At 60.3% G+C, this 23,177-nt stretch carries 18 protein-coding genes; 11 read left to right on the top strand and 7 right to left on the bottom strand.

Going from position 1 to position 23,177, the window contains the following annotated elements; all coding sequences use genetic code 11:
• Positions 1-5: 5 nt before the first annotated feature.
• Complete coding sequence (gene nrdG / locus ACL2XQ_RS00785; RefSeq protein ID WP_410012549.1) at positions 6-470, top strand: anaerobic ribonucleoside-triphosphate reductase-activating protein; 465 nt, start codon at positions 6-8, stop codon at positions 468-470.
• A gap of 74 nt (positions 471-544) precedes the next feature.
• Here nrdG and ACL2XQ_RS00780 read toward each other — a convergent pair whose 3' ends face one another.
• The gene (locus ACL2XQ_RS00780; RefSeq protein ID WP_413739933.1) at positions 545-721 is read right to left on the bottom strand and encodes a hypothetical protein; all 177 of its coding nucleotides are present in this window, start codon (positions 719-721) and stop codon (positions 545-547) included.
• 31 nt (positions 722-752) lie between these two features.
• On the opposite strand from ACL2XQ_RS00780, the gene ACL2XQ_RS00775 reads away from it, so the two are divergent.
• From ACL2XQ_RS00775 to ACL2XQ_RS00755, 5 genes are all read left to right on the top strand, one after another.
• Positions 753-1,109, top strand: coding sequence for a hypothetical protein (locus ACL2XQ_RS00775; protein WP_410012550.1), 357 nt, complete (start codon positions 753-755; stop codon positions 1,107-1,109).
• A gap of 76 nt (positions 1,110-1,185) precedes the next feature.
• Positions 1,186-1,557: a copper-binding protein gene (locus ACL2XQ_RS00770; RefSeq protein ID WP_413721886.1), complete on the top strand. Its 372-nt coding sequence runs from the start codon at positions 1,186-1,188 to the stop codon at positions 1,555-1,557.
• 12 nt (positions 1,558-1,569) lie between these two features.
• Entirely contained in the window at positions 1,570-2,820 is a 1,251-nt protein-coding gene (locus ACL2XQ_RS00765; protein ID WP_413721885.1) for a TolC family protein, read from the top strand.
• On the top strand, positions 2,817-4,406 hold the full coding sequence (locus tag ACL2XQ_RS00760) for an efflux RND transporter periplasmic adaptor subunit (protein ID WP_413739932.1): 1,590 nt from the start codon (positions 2,817-2,819) through the stop codon (positions 4,404-4,406). The genes ACL2XQ_RS00765 and ACL2XQ_RS00760 overlap by 4 nt, the downstream gene beginning before the upstream one ends.
• Positions 4,403-7,522 (top strand): efflux RND transporter permease subunit, encoded by a 3,120-nt coding sequence (locus ACL2XQ_RS00755; protein ID WP_413739931.1) that lies wholly within the window; start codon positions 4,403-4,405, stop codon positions 7,520-7,522. Before ACL2XQ_RS00760 ends, ACL2XQ_RS00755 begins: the two co-directional genes overlap by 4 nt.
• A gap of 819 nt (positions 7,523-8,341) precedes the next feature.
• On the opposite strand, the gene gltP is transcribed toward ACL2XQ_RS00755, so the two are convergent.
• Positions 8,342-9,658, bottom strand: a complete 1,317-nt coding sequence (gltP, locus tag ACL2XQ_RS00750) for a glutamate/aspartate:proton symporter GltP (protein WP_410012555.1) — start codon at positions 9,656-9,658, stop codon at positions 8,342-8,344.
• Positions 9,659-10,204: 546 nt separating this feature from the next.
• Between gltP and acs the strand changes: the two genes are divergently transcribed.
• From acs to ACL2XQ_RS00735, 3 genes are all read left to right on the top strand, one after another.
• The gene (gene acs, locus ACL2XQ_RS00745; protein ID WP_413739930.1) at positions 10,205-12,163 is read left to right on the top strand and encodes an acetate--CoA ligase; all 1,959 of its coding nucleotides are present in this window, start codon (positions 10,205-10,207) and stop codon (positions 12,161-12,163) included.
• A gap of 63 nt (positions 12,164-12,226) precedes the next feature.
• Positions 12,227-12,544: a DUF485 domain-containing protein gene (locus ACL2XQ_RS00740; RefSeq protein WP_413727349.1), complete on the top strand. Its 318-nt coding sequence runs from the start codon at positions 12,227-12,229 to the stop codon at positions 12,542-12,544.
• A complete protein-coding gene (locus tag ACL2XQ_RS00735) occupies positions 12,537-14,216 on the top strand; it encodes a cation acetate symporter (RefSeq protein WP_410012558.1) in 1,680 nt (559 codons plus the stop codon). Before ACL2XQ_RS00740 ends, ACL2XQ_RS00735 begins: the two co-directional genes overlap by 8 nt.
• 213 nt (positions 14,217-14,429) lie before the next feature.
• Here ACL2XQ_RS00735 and ACL2XQ_RS00730 read toward each other — a convergent pair whose 3' ends face one another.
• Together ACL2XQ_RS00730 and ACL2XQ_RS00725 are read right to left on the bottom strand one after the other, a co-directional pair.
• Positions 14,430-15,119 carry an LrgB family protein gene (locus tag ACL2XQ_RS00730; RefSeq protein WP_410012559.1) on the bottom strand — a complete coding sequence of 230 codons (690 nt, stop codon included), beginning with the start codon at positions 15,117-15,119 and terminating at the stop codon, positions 14,430-14,432.
• On the bottom strand, positions 15,112-15,534 hold the full coding sequence (locus tag ACL2XQ_RS00725; protein ID WP_410012560.1) for a CidA/LrgA family protein: 423 nt from the start codon (positions 15,532-15,534) through the stop codon (positions 15,112-15,114). The genes ACL2XQ_RS00730 and ACL2XQ_RS00725 overlap by 8 nt, the downstream gene beginning before the upstream one ends.
• 103 nt (positions 15,535-15,637) lie before the next feature.
• On the opposite strand from ACL2XQ_RS00725, the gene ACL2XQ_RS00720 reads away from it, so the two are divergent.
• Entirely contained in the window at positions 15,638-16,540 is a 903-nt protein-coding gene (locus ACL2XQ_RS00720; protein ID WP_410012561.1) for a LysR family transcriptional regulator, read from the top strand.
• 75 nt (positions 16,541-16,615) lie between these two features.
• Here ACL2XQ_RS00720 and ACL2XQ_RS00715 read toward each other — a convergent pair whose 3' ends face one another.
• The 3 genes from ACL2XQ_RS00715 to ACL2XQ_RS00705 all read right to left on the bottom strand — a co-directional run bounded on the left by ACL2XQ_RS00715 (position 16,616) and on the right by ACL2XQ_RS00705 (position 20,732).
• Entirely contained in the window at positions 16,616-18,262 is a 1,647-nt protein-coding gene (locus tag ACL2XQ_RS00715) for a Na+/H+ antiporter (RefSeq protein ID WP_410012562.1), read from the bottom strand.
• A 280-nt stretch (positions 18,263-18,542) separates the two neighbouring features.
• Complete coding sequence (locus ACL2XQ_RS00710) at positions 18,543-19,910, bottom strand: NCS2 family permease (protein ID WP_410012563.1); 1,368 nt, start codon at positions 19,908-19,910, stop codon at positions 18,543-18,545.
• A gap of 153 nt (positions 19,911-20,063) precedes the next feature.
• A complete protein-coding gene (locus ACL2XQ_RS00705) occupies positions 20,064-20,732 on the bottom strand; it encodes a glutathione S-transferase (protein WP_410012564.1) in 669 nt (222 codons plus the stop codon).
• A 192-nt stretch (positions 20,733-20,924) separates the two neighbouring features.
• On the opposite strand from ACL2XQ_RS00705, the gene ACL2XQ_RS00700 reads away from it, so the two are divergent.
• Positions 20,925-23,147 (top strand): TonB-dependent receptor, encoded by a 2,223-nt coding sequence (locus ACL2XQ_RS00700; RefSeq protein WP_413721877.1) that lies wholly within the window; start codon positions 20,925-20,927, stop codon positions 23,145-23,147.
• Positions 23,148-23,177 lie beyond the last annotated feature (30 nt).

The following is a 23,177-nucleotide window of genomic DNA, read 5'->3' as shown; positions in this document are numbered from 1 at the left end:
CAGGGATGAATTATCACCAGTATTACCCGGTGGATGTGATTAACGGCCCCGGCACGCGCTGTACGCTGTTTGTGTCCGGCTGCGTGCACCAATGCCCGGGCTGTTATAACAAAAGCACCTGGCGGCTTAACTCCGGGGTGCCCTTTACCCCGGCCATGGAAGACCGGATTATCGCCGATTTACAGGATACCCGTATCCACCGCCAGGGGCTGACGCTCTCGGGCGGCGATCCGCTGCATCCGCAGAATCTCTCCGCCGTGCTGCAGCTGGTGCGGCGCGTGCGCGCCGAATGCCCGGCCAAGGATATCTGGGTCTGGACCGGTTACCGGCTGGCGGAATTAACCGACGCCCAGCAGGAGGTGGCCGCGTTGATAAACGTGCTGATCGACGGTAAATTTATCCAGGCGCTGCGGGACCCGGCGCTGATCTGGCGCGGCAGCAGCAACCAGGTGGTGCATCATCTGCGTTAACATCCGCCATCATCCGCGAAACCGTCGCGCTTACGCCGCATCGCGGCGGGCATCGCGGCTTACCCCATGATTTGTCAGTTAGTGCAAATTACCCTTGCCAGTTTTTGCTTATCAAGTAAAAATTGATGCGCATCAATAAGCTGTCCGGGCTTTTCGCGTTCACTTAAGCCGACCGGCGCCTTTTCCGCGCCGGGATTGCCAAACAAGGGAATTATCGTGTCCTCCGCTTCAGTAACAGAATTCATGGTCAAGCTACGCTGCCGCAGGCGGCGGGTGTTCGCTATGATTCTGCTGGCCTTTTGGCTGTTACTGAACGCCCAGCTGGCGCTGGCCAGCCACCAGTGCTCAATGCCGGTTACCGCGCTGCCGGCGGCCCTTGAGCATAGCGAGCATATGCTGCATGACAATATGCCTTCGCAGCAGCGCGCCGCCGCGCCCGGGTTATTATGCGATAAGCACTGCGTGCCGGATTCCGCGCAAAAAGACACCCAGCACGCGCCGTTCGTGGTCCTGCCCAGCCAAACCGATCTCCAGGTGGCCGAGTGGCGCGACGAACCGCGCCTGCCGGATGTCGCCTGGCTTACCCCGCCCATAGCAGGGCCGCCGGCGGAGATTCAATTCTGCCGGTACCGGTTATAGATCCTGACATAACGCCAACGGTTGCCGTCGCCTGAACGCGACGGTAGTGGATGACTTATGTTCAGGAATCAATGCAATGCGCACATTATTTATTGTTGTTCTCTCCGCTGTTTCTGTTTTTGCCTTGCCCGCGTTTGCCGACGACATGGCCGGTATGGGCGATATGCCCGGTATGCATCATGATCACGGCGTCACGGCCGCGTCAAACGTTAACACCTCCCCCGCCGACTACCATGCAAGCGGCATTATCAAGCGCTGGGATAACCAGCATGTGGCTATCGCCCATCAGGCCATTGCGGCGCTGAAATGGCCGCCGATGACCATGACCTTCGCCGTGCCGGCCGACCTGGACGCAGGAAAGCTGGCCGCCGGCACGCAGGTGGATTTCAGTTTCCGCCAGGACGCCCAGGGCTATACGCTCACCGCCATTCATTCTCTCCAGCAGTAAGCGAGGATCGTTATGTTGCTACCATGCTCCTCCCGGACGTGGCTGGTCCTCATGCTGTTCGTTTCCGCCGCGGCTCCCGCGGCGCAAATGAGCCTGGATGAGACGCTGGCCCGGGCCGAACGCTATTCGGCGGATCTTTCCGCCAACCTTCATCAGCGCCAGGCGCTGGAAAATATGGCCGATTCCGCCCTGCAGCTGCCCGACCCCAAGCTGAAATTCGGCATTGATAACCTGCCGGTGGGCGGCGGCAATGCCCGGCGTTTTACCCGTGAAGACATGACCATGCAGCGCATCGGCGTCATGCAGGATTATGTCAGCAGTACCAAACGCGAACGCAAAGCGGACGCGATCAGGGCCGAGGCGGCCTCCACCGCCGCCGGTTATCAAAACCTGCGCGCGCAGCTGCAGCGGGATACCGCCCAGGCCTGGCTGGATTTGGCCCTGTCGCAACAGGCGGTCGAGGCGGCGACCCATCTGCTGACGGAAAGCGAACGGCAGATCGCGGTGCAGAAGGCGGCGATAGCCGGCGGGGGCAGCGCCGGCGCGGTGCTGGACGGCCGCCTGGTGGTGATCGATATGCGCGATGCGCTTACCGACGCGCAGCGGGACGTGGCGATGGCGCAGGCGCGCCTGATGCAGCTGACCGGCATCGATCGTATCCAGACCGCCGGCCCCCTGCCGCGGTTCGACCGCCTGCCGGCCGATCCGCAGGCACTGGCCCAGGGCGTGAACCAGCATCCTGAAATAGTGCAGGCGCGGCGCGAGGCGGAAGTCTCGCAGGCCCGCTCCGCGCAGTCGGCGGTGGCGGCGATTCCGGATGTCGGCGTGGAAGTGTATTACGGCAAGCGCGACAGCGGCCGCGACGATATGGCCGGCATTATGTTTACCGTCGATCTGCCGCTGTTCCAGTCGCAACGGCAGGATAAGGATCATGCCGCCGACCAGTCGCGTACCTTCGAGGCCAACGATCGCCTGGCGCAGACCATTCGGGATCATACCGCGCAGCTGAATATCCTGGTGGCCCAGTACCAGGCCGCCCAGGCCCGCTGGCTGCGGCAGCGGGACGAGGTACTGCCGCTGCAAAAGCAGCGACTGCAGCTGATGCAGGCGCAGTATCGCGCCGGCAGCGCCACGCTCGCCGAACTGCTGGGCGCGCGCAGCGCCCTGCTGGCCAGCGAGCAGAATGAAACCCGCGCCGCCAGGGAACTGGCGCAAAGCTGGGCCGCCATTCGTTATCTTATCCCGCAGGAGAACAGGTCATGAACCGTATTACCACCGGACGTACCGTCGCCGTCGTCCTGGCCCTGGCCGCGCTCTGCGCCGCCTTTGCCGCCGGTTATTTCCTGCGCCGGCCGCCGGAAGCGGCAAGCACGCCGGCCCAGGCCAATCCCGCGGCCGACAGCGGCCGCCGGGTACTGTATTGGTACGACCCCATGTCGCCGGCACAGCGCTTTGATAAACCCGGCAAATCGCCGTTTATGGATATGCCGTTGACGCCGCGTTATGCCGACGAGACGCAGCAGGACGGCGGAGTAACCGTCAGCGCCCGCCAGCAGCAAAACCTGGGCGTGCGCCTGGGCACGGTGGCATTGAGAACCGTGCAGCCGCGTTTCGAGGCGTTCGGCACCGTCAGCATTGACGATCGGGGAATACAGGTGATACCGGCGCGCGCCAACGGTCTGGTGGAAAAACTCTATGTCCGCGCCGAGCAGCAGTTGGTGAAAAAGGACCAGCCGCTGGCGCGGCTGTGGATTCCGGAATGGAGCGCCGCCCAGCAGGAGTATCTGGCGGTGCGGCATTTGGGGGATGCGTCGCTCACCGCCGCGGCGCGCCAGCGTCTGCAACTGCTGTTTATGCCGGAGGACATTATCCGCGCTATTGAAAAAACCGGCCGGCCGCAAACCCGTATCGAAGTACGGGCGCCGGAGCAGGGTTTTATCAGCCGCCTGGAGGTGCGCGAAGGCAGCCAGGTCGGCACGTCCCAGGCGATGTTTGAACTCAGCTCGCTCGATCCGGTCTGGGTGGTGGTGGATTATCCTGAATCCCAAGCCGGGGCCCTCCAGCCCGGCAGCGATATCCAGGCCACGACGTCACGCTGGCCGGGGGACCTGTTTCACGGCCGGATTGCGGAAATGCTGCCGGTGGTGGATAACGCCACCCGCACCTACCGGGCGCGCATCGCGCTGGAAAATCATGACGGCAAGCTGCAGCCCGGCATGTACCTTAACATCCGCCTGGCGCAGGCGGCGCGGGGCGAAACGGTGTTGACCATGCCGCAGGACGCGCTGATCCAGACCGGCAGCCGCAATACCGTGCTGCTGGCCAAGGGCGACGGGCATTTCACCCCGGTAAGCGTTATCGCCGGCCGGGAGTTCGGCGACTGGGTGGAAGTGCGTAAAGGGCTGGCCGCCGGCGATCGGGTGGTCACCTCGGGCCAGTTCCTGATTGATTCCGAAGCCAGCCTGCGCAGCGCCCTGCCGCAGATGGCGGACGATACGGATGCCTCTTCGCCGGCGGCAACCGGCGTAAATCCTGGCGCCGGCGCGGACGATGCCTCCCCGTCCGCCGCTACGCCGGCTGACAGCGCCGCGACGCAATCGCCGCCGCCCGGCGCCGCGCAGGAATATGCCACCGAGGGCGTTATCGACGCGGTTAACGGCGAAATGGCGACGTTGTCGCACCATGCCGTGCCCGGCCTGAACTGGCCGCCGATGACCATGGATTTTATCCTGCCCGCGGGCGGACTGCCCAAGGGCATCGCCGTCGGCAGCCGTGTCATGTTCCACTTTACGCTTGACGACAGCGGTGCGCGCATCACCCAAATGATGCCGCTGGGGAGTGCCAAATGATCGCCTTTATCATTCGCTGGTCGCTGCGCAACCGTCTGCTGGTGCTGCTGGCCGCCGGGCTGCTGACCGCCTGGGGCATCTGGTCTTTGCAGCGTATGCCGGTGGACGCGCTGCCCGACCTGTCCGACGTACAGGTGATTATCCGCGTCAGTTATCCCGGCAAGGCGCCGCAGGTGGTGGAGGATCAGGTGACCTATCCGCTGACCACCACCATGCTGTCGGTGCCTGGCGCCACCACCGTGCGCGGCTTCTCGATGTTTGGCGACGCCTATGTCTATATCCTGTTCGCGGACGGCACCGATCCCTACTGGGCGCGCTCTAGGGTGCTTGAGTATCTCAGCCAGGTGCAGTCTACGCTGCCGGCGGAGGCCAAGGCCAGCCTTGGGCCGGACGCCACCGGCGTCGGCTGGGTCTATGAATACGCGCTGGTGGATAAAACCGGGCGCCACAGCCTGGCCGATCTGCGCGCCATCCAGGATTGGGTGCTGAAATTCGAATTAAAAACCGTGCCGAACGTGTCGGAAGTGGCCAGCGTCGGCGGCATGGTGCGCCAATACCAAATCCTGCTGAAACCGGACCGGCTGCGGGCGCTTAACCTGTCTCACCAGCAGGTCATCGACGCGGTTAAGCAAGCCAACCAGGAGGGCGGCGGATCGGTACTGGAAATGAGCGAGGCCGAATATATGGTGCGCGCCGCCGGTTACCTTAAAACCCCGGAGGATTTTGATCATATCGTCATCACCTCGCGCGGCGGCGTGCCGGTGTTGCTGTCCGATGTGGCCGATATCCGCCTGGGTCCTGAAATGCGGCGCGGCGTGGCCGAACTGAACGGCGAGGGGGAAGTGGCCGGCGGCATTGTTATCATGCGCTATGGCAAAAATGCGCTGGAGACCATCAACGCGGTCAAGCAAAAGCTGGACGAGGTGCGCCGCAGCCTGCCGCCAGGCGTGCAAATCGTGCCGGTCTATGACCGTTCCAGCCTTATCAAGCAGGCCATAGAAACCCTCTCCCATAAGCTGCTGGAAGAGTTTATCGTCGTGGCGCTGGTGTGCAGCCTGTTCCTGTTTCACTTCCGTTCGGCGCTGGTGGCGATCATCACCCTGCCGCTGGGCATCCTCGGCGCCTTTATCGTCATGCATTACCAGGGGGTTAACGCCAATATCATGTCGCTCGGCGGCATCGCCATCGCCATCGGCGCCATGGTGGACGCGGCGATAGTCATGATTGAAAATATGCACAAGGTGCTGGAGAAATGGCGGCACGATCATCCCGGACAGACGCCGAAAAGCGAGGATTACTGGGAAATCTCCGCCCGCGCATCCACCGAGGTGGGGCCGGCGCTGTTTTGCAGCCTGCTGATCATCACCCTGTCCTTTATTCCGGTATTTTCACTGGAGGCGCAGGAGGGCAAGATGTTCGGCCCGCTGGCGTTCACCAAAACCTATGCCATGGCGATCTCGGCGGGACTGGGCATTACCCTGGTGCCGGTATTGATGGGGTATTTTATCCGTGGGCGTATTCCGGACGAACACGCCAACCCGCTCAACCGGGGGCTAATCCGCATGTATCAGCCGCTGCTGGACAAGGTTTTGGCGTGGCCGAAAACCACGCTTGCCCTGTCGCTGGCGCTGCTGGTGGTCACCCTGCTGCCGCTCAGCCGCCTGGGCACCGAGTTTATGCCGGCGCTGGACGAGGGGGATTTATTATATATGCCCTCCACGCTGCCCGGCATATCGGCGCGGGAAGCCGCCCGGCTGTTGCAGCAAACCGACCGGCTGATTAAAACCGTGCCGGAAGTGGCCACCGTATTCGGCAAGGCGGGACGCGCCGAAACCGCCACCGACCCGGCGACGCTGACCATGCTGGAAACCACCATCCATTTCAAGCCCAGGGATCAATGGCGGCCCGGCATGACCACCGATAAGCTAGTGCAGGAACTGGACCGGACGGTGTCGCTGCCGGGGGTAGCCAATATCTGGGTGCCCCCCATCCGCAACCGGCTCGATATGCTGGCCACCGGGATTAAAAGCCCGGTGGGGATCAAAGTGAACGGCAATAATATCGAGCAGGTCGAGGCGGTGGCCCAGCAGATCGAACGGGTGGTGAAAAACGTCCCAGGCGTCACCTCCGCGCTGGCGGAACGGCTCAACGGCGGGCGCTATATCGATATCAATATCGATCGGGTGCGCGCCGCCCGCTACGGCGTGTCGGTGGGTGAACTGCAGTCCATCGTGGCGGCGGTTATCGGCGGTGATAATATCGGCGAAACCATTGAAGGCCGCGAACGTTTCCCCATCAACGTACGTTATCCGCGCGAGCTGCGCGACTCGGTGCAGAAACTGCGCGACTTGCCGGTAGTGACTGCCGGGGGCGCGCAGGTCAGCCTGGCCGATCTGGCGGATATCCGCGTCAGCGAAGGCCCGCCGATGCTGAAAAGCGAGAACGCCCGCCTGTCGGACTGGATCTACGTCGATTTACGCGGCCGCGATCTCAAATCCGCCGTGCAGGAAATGCAGCGGACGGTGGCGCAGCAGGTCAAGCTGCCGGAAGGCGTCTCGTTAAGCTGGTCGGGACAATTTGAATACCTGGAGCGCGCCAGCGCCAAGCTGAAAATCGTGCTGCCCTTTACGCTGGCGATTATTTTTGTCCTGCTGTATGTCACCTTCGGCCGGGTCAGGGACGCGCTGCTGATTATGGGCACGCTGCCCTTTGCCCTGATAGGCGGCGTCTGGCTGCTTTACCTGCTGCATTATAATCTGTCGGTGGCGGCGGCGGTGGGCTTTATCGCCCTGGCGGGGGTGGCGGCGGAGTTCGGGGTGATTATGGTGCTGTACCTTAATCATGCCATGGAAAACCATCGCACCGGCAACGAACCGCTCAGCGAGGCTCAACTGCTGGCGGCCATCCGCGAAGGCGCGGTGCTGCGCGTACGCCCCAAGGTGATGACGGTGGCCACCATCATGGCCGGGCTGCTGCCCATCATGTGGGGAGGCGGCGTCGGATCCGAGGTGATGCAACGCATCGCCGCGCCGATGATCGGCGGCATGGTCAGCGCGCCGCTGCTGTCGATGCTGGTGATCCCGGCGCTGTATCGTCTATTGCACCGCAAAGGTTAACGCACCCACGGCACGCTGGGCCCGCCATCACCAGACCGACAGAAGCCGTGTTAAAGGGAGAGCATGCCGATGGGGTCGAATCGGGCGTGCTTTTCCCGCCCGACCGAGCGCCCCATGGCACGCTGGGCCCGCCATCACCAAACCGACAGAAGCCGTGTTAAAGGGAGAGCATGCCGATGGGGTCGAATCGGGCGTGCTTTTCCCGCCCGACCGAGCGCCCCACGGCACGCTGGGCCCGCCATCACCAAACCGACAGAAGCCGTGTTAAAGGGAGAGCATGCCGATGGGGTCGAATCGGGCGTGCTTTTCCCGCCCGACCGAGGCCCCATGGCAGGGTATGCCCGCCAACACCCATCTCAAAGCAAACGTGTTAAAGGGAGAGCGTGCCAATGGGGTCGAATCGGGCGTGCTTTTCCCGCCCGACCGAGGCCCCATGGCAGGGTATGCCCGCCAACACCCATCTCAAAGCAAACGTGTTAAAGGGAGAGCGTGCCAATGGGGTCGAATCGGGCGTGCTTTTCCCGCCCGACCGAGCGCCCCATGGCAGGGTATGCCCGCCAACACCCATCTCAAAGCAAACGTGTTAAAGGGAGAGCGTGCCAATGGGGTCGAATCGGGCGTGCTTTTCCCGCCCGACCGAGCGCCCCATGGCAGGGTATGCCCGCCAACACCCATCTCAAAGCAAACGTGTTAAAGAGAGAGCCTGCCAATGGGGTCGAATCGGGCGTGCTTTTCCCGCCCGACCGAGCGCCCCACGGCACGCTGGGCCCGCCGTCACCAAACCGACAGAAGTCATGTTAAAGGGAGCGCGCGCCGCCTTCAGAAGGGCGTCGCGGCCGACGCCTTCAGCATCAGTACCTGCTGTTCATACGCCAGGGCCTTATCGCTATCGAACTGGTTTTCCCACTTGGCTATCACCAGCACCGCCAGCGCGTTGCCCACCACGTTCAGGGCGGTACGAGCCATATCCAAAATGCGATCGACGCCGGCGATAAACGCCAGCCCCTCCAGAGGAATACCCACGCTGCCAAGCGTCGCCAACAGCACCACGAAAGACACCCCCGGCACGCCGGCAATCCCCTTGGACGTCACCATCAGGGTCAACACCAGCACGATTTCCTGGCCGATGGACAGATCGATACCATACAGCTGGGCGATAAAAATAGCCGCGATGCTCTGGTACAGCGTGGAACCGTCCAGGTTAAAGGAATACCCGGTCGGCACCACAAAACTGGTGATTGCCGCAGGCGCGCCATAGGCTTCCATCTTCTCGATAATACGCGGCAGCACGCTTTCCGAACTGGCGGTGGAATAGGCCAGGATCAGCTCCTCCTTCAGGATGCGGATCAGCGTCCAGATGCGCAAATGGCACAACCGCGCCACCAGCCCCAACACCACCAGGGCAAAAAACAGGATCGCGGCATACACCAACAGCACCAGCTTGGCCAGCGGCAGCAGCGAGGCAAAACCAAAATTGGCCACCGTCACCGCAATCAAGGCGAATACCCCCACCGGCGCATAGCGCATGATCATATGGGTCACTTTAAACATGGTCTCGGCCACGGCCTTAAACACATTAAGCAGCGGCGTCTTGGTCTCGCCGGGCAAAGCCGCCAGACCCAAACCGAACAACACCGAGAAAAAAATAATCGGCAGCATATCGCCGCGCGCCATGGCGGCGAAAATATTCGGCGGGATCAGCGAAAGCAGCGTGCCCACCAGGCTATGGTTGCCGCTTTGCACCTGTTCCGTGGTCTTTTCATATTGGGAAATATCCACCGCCGCAAGCGTGGACATATCAATCCCGTGCCCCGGCTGGAACACGTTGGCAAGCGTAATGCCCAACACAATGGCAAGGGTGGTGATAATCTCGAAATAAACAATGGTCTTCAGGCCCAGGCGTCCAAGCTTTTTCGCATCGCCGACGCCCGCAATGCCCACAATCAGCGTGGAGATAACAATAGGCACCACGATCATCTTGATAAGACGGATAAAAATATCGCCCGCCGGCGCAAGAATATTGCCGATAAACCATACCCTGGCTTCAATCTGGTTATGCAGCAACGCCCCGGCGCCGATGCCCAGGATCAGGGCCAGGAGAATTTGCCAGGCAAGACTAATTTTTAACTTTTTCATAACATTTACAATTTCCCGAAGTGATTCCGTCGTGGCCGATTGCGGCCTGAATACGTCGTCGCGCGCATTTTTTAGCGCCCTGTCATCGGACGCGGCGGAGCCTGTTTACAGACTGCCTAAAAAAAAGGACGTCACTCTGTACCATCTTGAAAAGCCCGAATGCAAGCGCTGATTTATAGGGAGTTGGCGACGATTTAACTTATTGCGGTGGAATTAGGCCTAATATCTCATATAACCGTTTGTTATAATTTGATAAATTTTATCCATTTACGCATTATAATCAGGTTTACCCTTCTCTTTTCGGTCCTTATTTTTCTTTTTTGGCGCTTTAATCGGCGATGAAAAAGCGACCAAAAAAATATTTATGTATGATAAATAAACTCCCTACAAACGGACAAAAAGTTCAGTTCGCGGCAGATTTTTGTACGCTGAGGTAAAACCTCAGTTTTGCTGCGTGATCTAACGCGCAAAAAAGAAACAAAGCCCTCAGGGCAGGTTCAATTAACCCTCGCTTGACATATTATTAACAAATCCAAGGAGGAAACCATGAGCCATCCCCATACGTACCCGATTCCCGACGCGATTGCGCAACGCGCCCTGTTATCCCAGGAGCAATATCGCCAGCTTTATCAACAGTCTGTCACCGACCCCGATACCTTCTGGGGTGAACAGGGCAAGATTATTGATTGGATCACGCCTTACCAAAGGGTGAAAAATACCTCTTTCGACCCCGGCCACGTGCGAATCCGCTGGTTTGAAGACGGAACCCTCAATGTATCCGCCAACTGCCTGGACCGGCACCTGGCGGAACGCGGCGATCAGACCGCCATTATCTGGGAAGGGGACGACGCCCGCGAAAGCGAGACCCTGACCTACCGGCAACTGCATCAGGCGGTGTGCCGCTTCGCCAATGTGCTGAAAGAGCAAGGCGTCGCCAAAGGCGATGTGGTGGCGATTTACATGCCCATGGTGCCGGAAGCGGCGGTGGCGATGCTGGCCTGCGCCCGTATCGGGGCGATACATTCGGTGATCTTCGGCGGTTTTTCCCCCGAGGCCATTGCCGGACGGATTGTCGACTCCAGCGCCAAACTGGTGATCACCGCCGACGAAGGCATTCGCGCCGGGCGCAAGATCCCCTTGAAAAAGAATATCGACGACGCGCTGAAAAACCCGACGGTAAAAACCATAGAACGGGTAATTGTCTTTAAGCGCACCGGTAAAGACATCGACTGGACCGAGGGGCGCGATCTCTGGTGGCATGACGCGGTGGCGCGCGCCGCTGACGACTGCCCGCCGGCGGCAATGAACGCCGAGGATCCGCTGTTTATCCTTTACACCTCCGGCTCGACCGGTAAACCCAAAGGCGTGCTGCATACCAGCGGCGGTTACCTGGTCTACGCCGCCATGACCTTTAAATATGTCTTTGATTATCATCCCGGCGATATTTACTGGTGCACCGCCGACGTGGGCTGGGTAACCGGCCACAGCTATTTGCTTTACGGCCCGCTGGCCTGCGGCGCCATCACCCTGATGTTCGAAGGGGTGCCGAACTGGCCCGACGCCCGGCGCATGGCCCAGGTGGTGGATAAACACCAGGTCAATATCCTGTACACGGCGCCGACCGCCATCCGCGCGCTGATGGCCGAGGGCGACAAGGCCATCGAGGGCACCAGCCGCGCATCCCTGCGCATCATGGGGTCGGTGGGCGAACCCATCAACCCGGAAGCCTGGGAATGGTATTACCATAAAATCGGCAACGCCAAATGCCCAATCATGGATACCTGGTGGCAAACCGAAACCGGCGGTTTCATGATCACGCCCTTGCCGGGGGCCGTGGCGCTGAAGGCCGGCTCCGCCACCCTGCCGTTTTTTGGCGTCCAGCCCGCGCTGGTGGATAACGGCGGCGCTATCCAGGAAGGCGCCTGCGAGGGAAACCTGGTGATCACCGATTCCTGGCCGGGGCAGGCGCGCACCCTGTATGGCGATCACGACCGCTTCGAGCAAACCTATTTTTCCACCTTTAAAGGCATGTATTTCAGCGGCGACGGGGCCAGGCGCGATGAAGACGGTTATTTCTGGATCACCGGCCGGGTGGACGATGTGCTGAATGTGTCCGGCCACCGCCTCGGCACCGCGGAAATCGAGTCGGCGCTGGTATCGCATCCGAAAATCGCCGAGGCGGCGGTGGTCGGTATTCCGCATGCGATCAAAGGCCAGGCTATTTACGCCTACATCACCCTTAACCACGGCGAGATGCCCACCGCCGAACTGTATAACGAGGTACGCAGCTGGGTGCGCAAGGAAATTGGCTCCCTCGCCACCCCGGATATCCTGCACTGGACCGATTCATTGCCTAAAACCCGCTCCGGCAAAATTATGCGCCGCATTCTGCGCAAAATCGCCGCCGGCGACACCAGTAATCTGGGCGACACCTCGACGCTTGCCGATCCGGGCGTCGTTGAAAAGCTGTTAGAAGAAAAACAATCAATGGATATGCCTTCATAAAAACTCCGCCGTCTCCGGACGGCGCTTTCCGATCTTTACCTCTACCCTACTGGAGAGTCCCTGATGAATGACGTCATTTATCAAAGGATAGCGAGTAACCCACACTTCAAGGAACTGGTGGCCAAACGACAGCATTTCGCGGTGCTGCTCTCGTTGATAATGCTTATGATCTACTATGGTTTTATCATGCTGATCGCCTTTGCGCCGGGCTGGCTGGGCACGCCGATCCATGAGGGGACCAGCATCACGCGCGGTATCCCGATAGGTGTCGGCATTATCATCCTCTCATTTGTCCTGACCGCGGTTTATGTCATCCGCGCCAATGGCGAATTTGAACGCCTGACCCAACAGCTCCTGCGCGAGGTACGGTACGATGCATAAATTCATCAGATTCCCCGCGGGCTTGCTGTTGGCCTTTCCCCTGCTGGCACAGGCGGCGCCGGGGGACCGGCAGCCGCTGAACATCCAGGCCATCATCCTGTTCGTGCTGTTTGTCGCCATGACGCTGTATATCACCTATTGGGCCTCGAAACGGACCCGCTCGCGCAAGGACTATTACACCGCCGGCGGCAATATCACCGGCCTGCAAAACGGTCTGGCCATCTCCGGCGACTATATGTCGGCGGCGTCGTTTCTCGGTATTTCCGCGCTGGTGTATACCTCGGGTTATGACGGCCTGATCTATTCGCTGGGTTTCCTGGTCGGCTGGCCGATTATCCTGTTCTTGATCGCCGAACGGCTGCGCAACCTCGGCCGCTACACCTTTGCCGACGTGGCTTCCTACCGCCTTAAGCAAATGCCGATTCGTACCCTGTCCGCCTGTGGTTCGCTGGTGGTGGTGGCGCTGTACCTGATTGCCCAGATGGTGGGCGCGGGTAAGCTTATCCAGCTGCTGTTCGGCCTGAATTACCATGTGGCGGTGGTGCTGGTCGGCATCCTGATGGTGATGTATGTGCTGTTCGGCGGCATGCTGGCCACCACCTGGGTGCAGATTATCAAAGCGGTGCTGTTGCTGGCGGGGGCCACGTTTATCGCGCTGATGGTGATGAAAACCGTCCACTTCAGTTTTGACACGCTGTTTTCCGAGGCCATGAAGGTGCATAGCAAAGGCGCCGCCATCATGCGCCCCGGCGGGCTGGTCTCCGATCCCATCTCCGCGCTCTCGCTGGGACTGGCGCTGATGTTCGGCACCGCCGGCCTGCCCCATATCCTGATGCGCTTTTTTACCGTCAGCGACGCCAAGGAAGCGCGCAAGAGCGTGCTCTACGCCACCGGTTTTATGGGTTATTTTTACTTTTTAACCTTTATCATCGGCTTCGGCGCTATATTGCTGGTCGGCGCCAACCCGGTGTTTAAGGACAGCTCCGGCGCGTTATTGGGCGGCGCCAATATGGCGGCCATCCACCTGGCGAACGCCGTGGGCGGCAACTTCTTCCTGGGCTTTATCTCGGCGGTGGCTTTCGCCACTATCCTTGCGGTGGTGGCGGGACTGACCCTGGCCGGGGCGTCGGCGGTTTCCCACGATCTTTACGCCAGCGTCATCAAGCGCGGCAACGCCACCGAACGCGACGAGCTCAGGGTGTCAAAAATCACCGTGGTGATCCTGGGCATCGTCGCCATTGCGCTGGGCATTGCCTTTGAAAAGCAGAACATCGCCTTTATGGTCGGGCTGGCCTTCTCCATTGCCGCCAGCTGTAACTTCCCCATTATCCTGCTGTCGATGTACTGGTCGAAGCTCACCACGCGCGGGGCCATGGTGGGCGGCTGGCTGGGGTTGATTACCGCCGTGATGCTGATGATCCTGGGGCCGACCGTCTGGGTGCAGGTGCTCGGCCATGCCGCGCCGATTTATCCGTATGAATATCCGGCGCTGTTCTCGATGCTGGTGGCGTTTATCGGTATCTGGGTGTTTTCGATTACCGATACCTCGGCGCAGGGCGCCAGCGAGCGCGCGCTGTTCTTCGCCCAGTTTATCCGCTCGCAGACCGGCGTGCGCGAACCCAACGCCGTGCGGCCGGAAACACCGGCCCCGGCCGCATTCAAAAAGGCCTGATCGCGGCGGCGATAAAGGTGTCGCTTGCGACCGCCGGTGGGGTTTCCATCGCCTAGGCAGGGTTACGCGTGCCATGGACTGGGCGATAGAGGAATTGCCCGGCGCAGGCAAGCGGCCCGGCGGTCCGTGCGGACGGACCGCCTTTACCAGCGCGCGTCCGGCGCCCGCGCCACGCAAGTCTTTTACCCATAAAATCAACTTACTGATGCGGCTTTACCACATCACCCGCCCAATCAGCGGCGCCACCATCACCGTAAGCACTCCCGCCAGCATCATCACCAGGCTCGACACCACGCCCTCCTCCCGGCCCAGCTCATAGGCGCGCGCGGTGCCCGCGCCGTGGGATGACGCGCCGAGGCCGGCGCCTTTGGCCATCTTGCCCGTGACCGACAAACGCAAAAAAACAATATCGCCCATCGCCATGCCGAACACGCCGGTGATCACCACGAACAGCGCCACCAGATCCGGCTGGCCGCCCATCTGCCGGGCCGCCTCGAGCGCGAACGGCGTGGTGATGGAACGCACCGCCAGGCTGCGCTGGATAACCTCGGGCAACGCCAGCAGACGCGCCAGCCATACCGAGCTGATGACCGCCGTTAGGGTCGCGGCGATAACGCCGGCGCAAAGCGACAGCCAATGCTGGCGGATAATCGCCAGGTTTTCGTATACCGGCACCGCAAACGCGATGGTGGCAGGGCCCAACAGCCATAACAACCAATGGGTTTCCACCAGATAGTGCTGATAGGACACATGGGTTACCGCCAGCAATGCCACCAGCACCGCGGGGGTAAAAATCAGCGGCATCAGCATCAGGTGGTGATGAAGGCGATAAAGGTGCTTATTAGCGAAATACAGCACCAAGGTCACTAATAAACAAGCCAGACCCAGGATCAGATCAATCATGTCGGGCCTTTTGGCGCGCCAGCCACAGCTCAAAACGATACACCCGGTCGACCACCAGGCCGGTAACCCCCAGCACCAGCACGGTGCTGATGGCAATCACCACAAAAATACGCCAGCCGTCCAGCATCAGCAATTGGGTATAATTAATCACCGCCACCACGGCGGGGACGAAAAACAGCAACATTTCCGCCAACAGCCAGCGCGCCCCGGCCGCCACCCACGCCACCGGCACGATACCCGATAAAATCAGCGCCAGCAGCATAAACATGCCCACCACATTGGCGGGCAGCGGCAGATGAAAACGCGCCACCAATTGCTGGGCTATCAGGAACAGGCCGATATACAACCCCACCTGGACCGGGAGTTGATATTGCAGCACGCGCGGCGGCAGGTTCAGGCGCCCTTGCGACAGCATGACAGCATCCTTTTTTGCCTCGAAGAAACGGCATTATAGGCGGACGGGTAAACTTGCTTAAAATGAATTAATATCATGGATATCATTACCCATTGGAATAGTCATGGATATCCGCACCCTGCGATATTTTGTCGAAGTGGTCAAACAGCAAAGCTTTACGCGCGCGGCGCAAAGCTTATTCGTTACCCAGCCCACCATCAGCAAAATGCTCAAACATCTGGAGGAGGAGCTGGACTGCACGTTGCTGATCCGCGAGGGACGCAGGCTGCGCCTGACCGACAGCGGGCAGGCGGTGTATCACCGCGGGCTGGGCATTCTGGATCAATTCCGCCAGCTGGAGACGGAGCTTGAGGATATCGGCTCGCTGAAAAAAGGCCGCCTGCGGCTGGGCATTCCCCCTATGGTCGGCACGCAGATGGCGGATCTGATCCGCGATTTCCGCCGCCAGTACCCCGGTATAGAATTGCAGATCGCCGAATTTGGCGGTTTGACGGTACAGCAGGCGGTATTGTCCGGCGAGCTGGATGTGGCGCTGACCGCGCTGACGCCTGATACCGAAGCCGCCCTGGCCATATTGCCCCTGTTTGGCCACCCGTTATGCGCGGTGGTGCCGCGCGCAGCGCCGTGGCTCAGGCGCGACACAGTGCCTTTTGCCGAGTTGGGGAGCTGGCCGATATTAATCTATAACGAGGATTTTGCGCTTTACCGGCAGTTGATGACCGCCTTCCAGGCCGGGGGCATCACGGCGCAAATCGCGGTGCGCAGCGGGCAATGGGATTTTCTGGCGGCCATGGTGGAAGCGGGCATCGGCATAGCCATCCTGCCCGAGCCCATCTGCCGGCGGCTGGATAAAACCCGGCTGCTGTCGCTGCCGGTAGCGCCGTTGATGATGTGGCGGCTGGGGCTTATTTGGCGCCAGGACAGTTATCTGTCCCATGGCGCCCAGGCCTGGATAACCGCCTGCCGCCAGCATTGGCCGCAGCCGAAACCCGCCGACGCGCGCTAAACGGCACGCCAGCGCATAGCCGCACGCGGCCATAAACGGACATCAGCGCGCTTCCCCGCCGGACGCCCCCGGGCATTATTCCCGCTCGATGAGCAGCGCCTCGAGCAAATCCAGATCGTGCAGCAGCTTCATCAGGGTTTCATTGCTGATTTTCTGCTGGGCGCGCAGATGATAATACTCGCCCCGTTCGGCGCGCAGCGCATTGAGCCGCATGCGCCGCTCCAGGTTTTCCGCCAGCAGCGCGTCGCCCTGGTCGCTTTTGCCGTCGACGCGCCGGCGCAGGTTGCCGACAACCCGCGCGCTAACCTCGTTAAGCAGCTGAGTGTCGATATTTTCTTCATTATCGTTGGCCAGCCGCTCCTGCATTTTACGCAGGCTTTCGATAGCCACCTCGGCGGCGGCGGCGCGCGCCATGCGCTCTTCCTTGCGGTTCAGCGCCTTATCCGATACCACGATGCCGCGCAGCAGCAGCGGCAGGGCGATCACCCCGCAGATCAGCGAAAACAGGATCACCCCGGCGGCGATAAACACCAGTTGGTAGCGGGAAGGAAACGCGGCGCCGTCGCTCAGCAGCAGCGGGATCGACAGCACGCCGGCCAGGGTGATGGCGCCGCGCACCCCGGCAAAGGAGGCGATAAGGATTTCGCGCATGCTGTAGTCGCCAAACACCATCGGCCGTTTATGCAAAAACCGCTGGCTGAATTTTTTCATCAATAATAGCCAGACGAACCGCAGCAGCATCAGCGCCGCATAGATCACCACGATATCGGTAAACAGCATCCAGGTTTCGATGGTCGGATCCAGCTCGGCCTGGGTAATGGAGGTGGCCAGGATTTCCGGGAACTGCAGGCCCAGCAGGATAAACACCATGCCGTTAAACACGAACTCCAGCATCGCCCAGACGCTATTGGCGCGCAGGCGCATGGCCAGCGGCGCGTTGCGGATAATGCCGGACTGGCCGATAGTCATGCCGGAGGCCACCGCCGCCAGGATACCGGACACGCCGAGATGTTCGGCGATCAGGTAGGAGGCAAAGGGCAACAGCAGCAGCAATACCGTTTGGGTGGCGGGGTCGTCGCCGCTCCAGCGGTTGATCAGCCGCAACGACTTGCTATAGGCCCAGGTCACCGCCACGCCGGCCAGTAAACCGCCGGCCGCCACTTTCACGAACTCAAGCGTGGCGCCGCCCACGGTAAACACCATGGTGCCCATGGCCACGGCAATGGCGAACTTCAGCGAGACCAGGCCGGACGCATCGTTCATCAGCGCCTCGCCCTGCAGGATGTCCATCAGCTTCTTGGGGATGCGGCCTTCGCCGACGATGCCGGAAAGCGCCACGGCATCGGTGGGCGACAATACCGCCGCCAGCGCCAGCGCCGCCACCAGCGGAATGCCGGGCACCATCCAGTAAATCAGGTAACCGACCCCGACCACGGTAATCAGCACCAGCACCAGGGCCAGCGCCACGATTTCGCCGCCGTGGCGTAAAAATTCCCGCGCCGGTGTTTTCCAGCCGTCGGCGAACAGCAGCGGCGGGATAAACAGCACCAGGAACAGTTCCGGGTTAAAATCCACGTGCAGGCCGAACTGCGGCCAGGCCAGCAGCGCGCCCAGCGCAATCTGCATTAACGGCAGGGGAATTTGAAACGGCAAAATACGCGTAATCACACCCGACAGGGATACAATCAAGGTGAGGATCAGAATTGTAAAAAAGATTTCCATGCTTACCTTAGTCTGTCCTTCTGGCAACGTTTACCGTCTGGCCCTGGAGCGGGGTCCTGGCCTGAAACGCGAGTTTTGATAGTAGATCATTTTGCCAAAAGTTAAAAACCTGTTATCGGCCATGGGCGGTTTTTTTTTATCCCCCGATCGGGTAGCGGCGCCGGGATAGCAATAAAAAACCGCGCCGGTTAAAGAAACCGGCGCGGCCTGGAAGCAAGATAAAGCTGCGCAAATAACCCGCGCGACGGCGGGTAGCCGCGTCACGCCGGCATTAACCCCCTCAGATAGCCCAGCCGCCGGCGTAAAACGTGACCAGCGCCACGGCGATAAGCACCGTGCCGACGTTTAGCCTGCGCCATTCCCCGGCAAAAACCCGGCCGATAACCAGCGATCCGAAGCCCAGCATGATACCGGTGACGATGTTGCAGGTCAGCACGATAAAGGTCGCGCACAGCAGTCCCGACATCGCGTCGACAAAATCGCTGAAATCCAGTTTGGCGACGTTGCTGAGCATCAGCAGGCCGACATACATCAGCGCGGGTGCTGTGGCGTACGCCGGCACCAGATAAGACAGCGGCGATAAAAACAGGATCACCAGGAACAGCAGACCGACAATGGTCGCGGTCAGCCCGGTCTTGCCGCCGGCGGCGGTCCCGGCGGCGGATTCGATATAGACCGCGGCCGGGGACGCGCCCACCAGCGACGAAAAGATACTGCTCAGGGAATCCGCGGTCAGCGCGCGGCCGCCGTTGATAATCTGGCCATCCTTATCCAGCAGGTTGGCCTGCCCGGCCACCGCGCGAATGGTGCCCGTGGCGTCGAACACCGCCGTCATCACCAGCGCCAGCACGCTTGGCAATACCGCCGGCTGCAGCGCGCCCTTGATATCCAGGTTAAAAATCAGCGAATGCCCCTCGGCGTCGGACAGGGTCGGCAAGGCAAACAGCCCGCGATAGCTGACCTGGGGATCAAATATCAGGCCCAGCAGCGAGATGGCGATAATCACCAGCAAAATGCCGCCCGGCACCCGCAGCTTTTCCAGGCCAAAAATGGCCGCCAGCCCCGTCAGCGCCATCATGACCGGGAACGAGGCAAAATGACCCAAGGCCACCGGCAGGCCTTCGATAGGGTTCTTTACCACCAGGCCGACGCCGTTGGCGGCAATAATCAATAAAAACAGGCCGATGCCGATACCGGTGCCGTGGGCCACGCCCATAGGCAGGTTATGCAGGATCCAGGAGCGGATGCCGGTGGCGGAAATCAGGGTAAACGCCACCCCCATCAGGAATACCGCGCCCAACGCCACCGGCACGCTGATATGCTGGCCCAAGACCAGGCTGAACGCGGTAAAGGCGGTAAGGGAAATGGCGCAGCCGATCGCCATCGGCAGGTTGGCCCATAGCCCCATCAACAGCGAACCGAACGCCGCCACCAGGCAGGTGGCGACAAATACCGCCGCCGGCGGAAACCCGGCCTTGCCCAACATGCCGGGCACCACGATCACCGAATACACCATGGCCAGAAACGTGGTCAGGCCGGCCAATACTTCCTGGCGCAGGGTACTGCCGCGCGCGGAAATCTGGAACCAGGCATCAAGCGAGGAGCGCGGCCGGGCGTTGTCGCTGGCCGGTTGGATGGAACTGGACATAAAAAATCCCCTGGGATTATGTTGCTTCATCATCACTTACCGTCACGATTGCGATGATATAACCATGCGAGGGCGGGGATTATCCTGCCCCCGGCGGGGGGATTTCAACCGAAAGTTCCTTTAGCTGACACTTTATTGATTTGGCGGGGGTCCTCAGGCTGTCCCGGGCGGCTGCTCGCGCTCTTTCGCCCGCTGGTAGGCCGGCCGCTGCCGCAGTTTATCAAGATAAGACCGCAGCGACGGGTACCCGTCAATGCCCACGCGCGTCGCCAGGCCCTCCAGCGGAAAGCTCATCTGGATATCCGCCGCGCTGAACCGGTCGCCGGCGAACCAGAGATACTGGCTGAGATGATTCTCCAGATACCGGCAATGGGTCAGCAACTGGGGATCGAGATATTTGCGCGATACCCCCTTGCCCACCGCCGCGCCGATGGGCCTTGCCAGCAGCGGTACCGGCGGTTTACCCAGCATGCCGAAAATCAGCTTCATCACCAGTAACGGCATTAACGACCCTTCGGCATAATGCAGCCAGTAGCGATACCGTACCCACTCCTCGCTGCCACTGTCCTGCGGCGCGAGCAGGAACGCGCCGTCGTAGCGATCCAGCACATAATCAATAATGGCGCCCGATTCCGCCAGGGTCAGCGCGCCGTCGGTGAGAATGGGTGATTTGCCCAGCGGATGGATTATTTTCAGCGTTTCAGGCGCCAGCATATGTTTATCCCGCTGGTAATAAAAAACGTCGTAGGGCAGATCAAGCTCTTCCAATAGCCACAGGATACGGTGTGATCTGGATTTATTCAGGTGATGAACGGATAGCATCGCGCGCTCCTTGAAGGGATTGCCTGTTATTACTGTAGACCACCCCTTGCGCCATCCGCTGTGATCGCCTGGTTTTTCGCAGGCAATTGCAAATGTAATTCTTACTAATTGTTGCAAATGAATTCCAATTATTGATAATTAGCCACCTAAGAATGAAACTCATTATCTTTATCATTAAGGGATGTTATGCGTATGTGTTCACTGGTAGGGCGGCGGTTTAGGGTTCGCCGTTCCCTGGCCCTAGTCCTCAGTTCCGTATTAAGTGGCCATGTCGCTGGGGCAACGCTGCTCCCCGCCGCCCCTACAGCGACCCCCGCCGCCACCGGTGCAAAGGACGACGTGATTACCGTGGTCGCCGCGCCGCAGGCGTTTAAACCCGGTGGTGACCAGCCGGTGCCGGCATACCTGGACGGACAAGTGGCCAATGGCGCTCGCTTGGGCATCCTGGGGGAACAGAGCGCGCTTGACGTGCCATTCAATGTAATAAGCTTTACCGCCAAGATGATTGAGGATCAGCAGGCGAAAACGCTGTCCGATGTCGTGCGCAACGATGCATCGGTACAGTTGGCCGGCGGCTACGGTAATATTGCCGAAAGCTATCGGATCCGGGGTTTCCAGGTCGACGGCCAGGATATTTCCCTGGGAGGGCTTTATGGTGTGATGCCGCGTCAGATTATTTCCACCCAGATGATAGATCGAGTCGAAATTTTCAAAGGTTCCAACGCCTTCCTCAACGGCGTACCGCCGGGAGGCAGCGGCGTCGGGGGCGCAATTAACCTGGAGCCGAAACACGCCGGCGACGACCCGCTGGTGCGTCTGGGAACGGACTACAGCACCAAATCACGCATCGGGACATCGGTGGATGCCGGGCGCCGCTTTGGCGATAACAACCAGTTTGGCGTACGCGCCAACGTCCTGCAGCGCGAAGGGGAAACGGCGGTGCACGACGCGAAGGAACGCACCACCCTGGCCTCGGTCGGCCTGGATTACCGCGGCGATCGTTTTCGCGCGTCGCTGGACGGGGGTTACCAGAAACAGACCGACCACGGCGGCCGGATGGGATTGAAGCTTGGGCCCAACATGACGGACCTGCCCGCCCTGCCGGATGCTTCCACCAATTACAGCCCGCAGTGGGCCTATTCCGATCTGAAGACCCAATTCGGCATGCTGCGCGGCGAATATGACATCACCGAGAACTGGACGTTTTATTCCGCCATCGGCGCCAGCCGTAACGATGAATTGGGCTCCTATACCGCTGCGACGGTGCTTAACAGCCAGGGCGACGCGAGCATAAGCCGTCTGTCAACCGGTTACAGCAGCGATAATTTCTCCGGCATGACCGGCATCCGCGGGACGTTTCATACCGGCGTGATCAAGCATAACGTGAACGTCGGCTATTCGGGTGTCAATACCCAAACCCGCGCCGGCTATACCCTATCGGGCTCGACATCGCGGACTAACATATACGATCCGGTGCAGGTTGATAATCCGCCGACGCTGTATTCCGCCAGTTCACTGCATCATCCGGTGACCCGCAGCCGCACCAATACCACCGGCGCGTCCGTATCCGATACGCTCTCGGCGCTGGACGATCGGGTACTGCTAACGCTTGGGGCGCGGCGCCAGGAAATTCGCATCCGCAATTACAGCTACACCGGCGTCGAAGACGGCGCCAGCGCCTTTGACGCGATGAAAATCACGCCCGCATATGGCTTGGTGGTCAAACCCTGGGAACATATTTCCCTTTACGCCAACCATATCGAAGCGCTGCAGCCGGGCAAGACCGCGCCTTCGAGAACGGCTAACGCCGGTTATGTTACCGGCACGGTGTTATCCAAACAGAATGAAATGGGGATTAAAGCCGATTTCGGCCGCGTCGCCGGTTCGGTGGCGTTGTTTGAAATTAAACGGCCCAACGGCTTTACCGATCCGACCAGCAATATTTACGGCCTGAACGGCGAACAAAAAAATCGCGGCATAGAGCTCAATGTGTTCGGCGAGCCGCTATACGGCGTGCGCCTGCTTGGCAGCGTCACCTGGATAGACAGCGAACTGTCCCGAACCCTTAATGGGGTCAATGATGGCAACGATGCCGTCGGCGTGCCGAAATACCAAGCGGTGCTGAACGGGGAATGGGATATCCCGGGCGTTGAAGGACTGACCGCCACCGGCACCGTAACTCACGCCGGCTCGCAATATATGAACGAGGCTAATACGGTAAAGCTTGATTCCTGGACCCGCCTGGACCTGGCCGCGCGCTACACCACCAGCCTTAAGGAGCATAACGTGGTCTGGCGCGCCGGTGTCGAAAACGTCACTAATGAAAATTACTGGTCATCGGTGGAAGAAACCGGCACCTATGTTTTCCAGGGCGACCCGCGTGAATTGAAGCTTTCCATGAGCGTCGACTTCTAATAGGTCGACCGCGTGCGGCCAACGCTGCAC

Source organism: Sodalis sp. RH14, assembly GCF_047324285.1.
Classification (GTDB): domain Bacteria; phylum Pseudomonadota; class Gammaproteobacteria; order Enterobacterales; family Enterobacteriaceae; genus Acerihabitans.
The sequence above is the reverse complement of the archived record's forward strand: the minus strand, read 5'-3'. Positions and strand labels throughout refer to the sequence as shown.

Coding starts and splice junctions, on each gene's coding strand:
- nrdG (WP_410012549.1), top strand. CDS start 6: ATGAATTATCACCAGTATTACCCGGTGGATGTGATTAACGGCCCCGGC.
- ACL2XQ_RS00775 (WP_410012550.1), top strand. CDS start 753: ATGATTCTGCTGGCCTTTTGGCTGTTACTGAACGCCCAGCTGGCGCTG.
- ACL2XQ_RS00770 (WP_413721886.1), top strand. CDS start 1,186: ATGCGCACATTATTTATTGTTGTTCTCTCCGCTGTTTCTGTTTTTGCC.
- ACL2XQ_RS00765 (WP_413721885.1), top strand. CDS start 1,570: ATGTTGCTACCATGCTCCTCCCGGACGTGGCTGGTCCTCATGCTGTTC.
- ACL2XQ_RS00760 (WP_413739932.1), top strand. CDS start 2,817: ATGAACCGTATTACCACCGGACGTACCGTCGCCGTCGTCCTGGCCCTG.
- ACL2XQ_RS00755 (WP_413739931.1), top strand. CDS start 4,403: ATGATCGCCTTTATCATTCGCTGGTCGCTGCGCAACCGTCTGCTGGTG.
- gltP (WP_410012555.1), bottom strand. CDS start 9,658: ATGAAAAAGTTAAAAATTAGTCTTGCCTGGCAAATTCTCCTGGCCCTG.
- acs (WP_413739930.1), top strand. CDS start 10,205: ATGAGCCATCCCCATACGTACCCGATTCCCGACGCGATTGCGCAACGC.
- ACL2XQ_RS00740 (WP_413727349.1), top strand. CDS start 12,227: ATGAATGACGTCATTTATCAAAGGATAGCGAGTAACCCACACTTCAAG.
- ACL2XQ_RS00735 (WP_410012558.1), top strand. CDS start 12,537: ATGCATAAATTCATCAGATTCCCCGCGGGCTTGCTGTTGGCCTTTCCC.
- ACL2XQ_RS00730 (WP_410012559.1), bottom strand. CDS start 15,119: ATGATTGATCTGATCCTGGGTCTGGCTTGTTTATTAGTGACCTTGGTG.
- ACL2XQ_RS00725 (WP_410012560.1), bottom strand. CDS start 15,534: ATGCTGTCGCAAGGGCGCCTGAACCTGCCGCCGCGCGTGCTGCAATAT.
- ACL2XQ_RS00720 (WP_410012561.1), top strand. CDS start 15,638: ATGGATATCCGCACCCTGCGATATTTTGTCGAAGTGGTCAAACAGCAA.
- ACL2XQ_RS00715 (WP_410012562.1), bottom strand. CDS start 18,262: ATGGAAATCTTTTTTACAATTCTGATCCTCACCTTGATTGTATCCCTG.
- ACL2XQ_RS00710 (WP_410012563.1), bottom strand. CDS start 19,910: ATGTCCAGTTCCATCCAACCGGCCAGCGACAACGCCCGGCCGCGCTCC.
- ACL2XQ_RS00705 (WP_410012564.1), bottom strand. CDS start 20,732: ATGCTATCCGTTCATCACCTGAATAAATCCAGATCACACCGTATCCTG.
- ACL2XQ_RS00700 (WP_413721877.1), top strand. CDS start 20,925: ATGTGTTCACTGGTAGGGCGGCGGTTTAGGGTTCGCCGTTCCCTGGCC.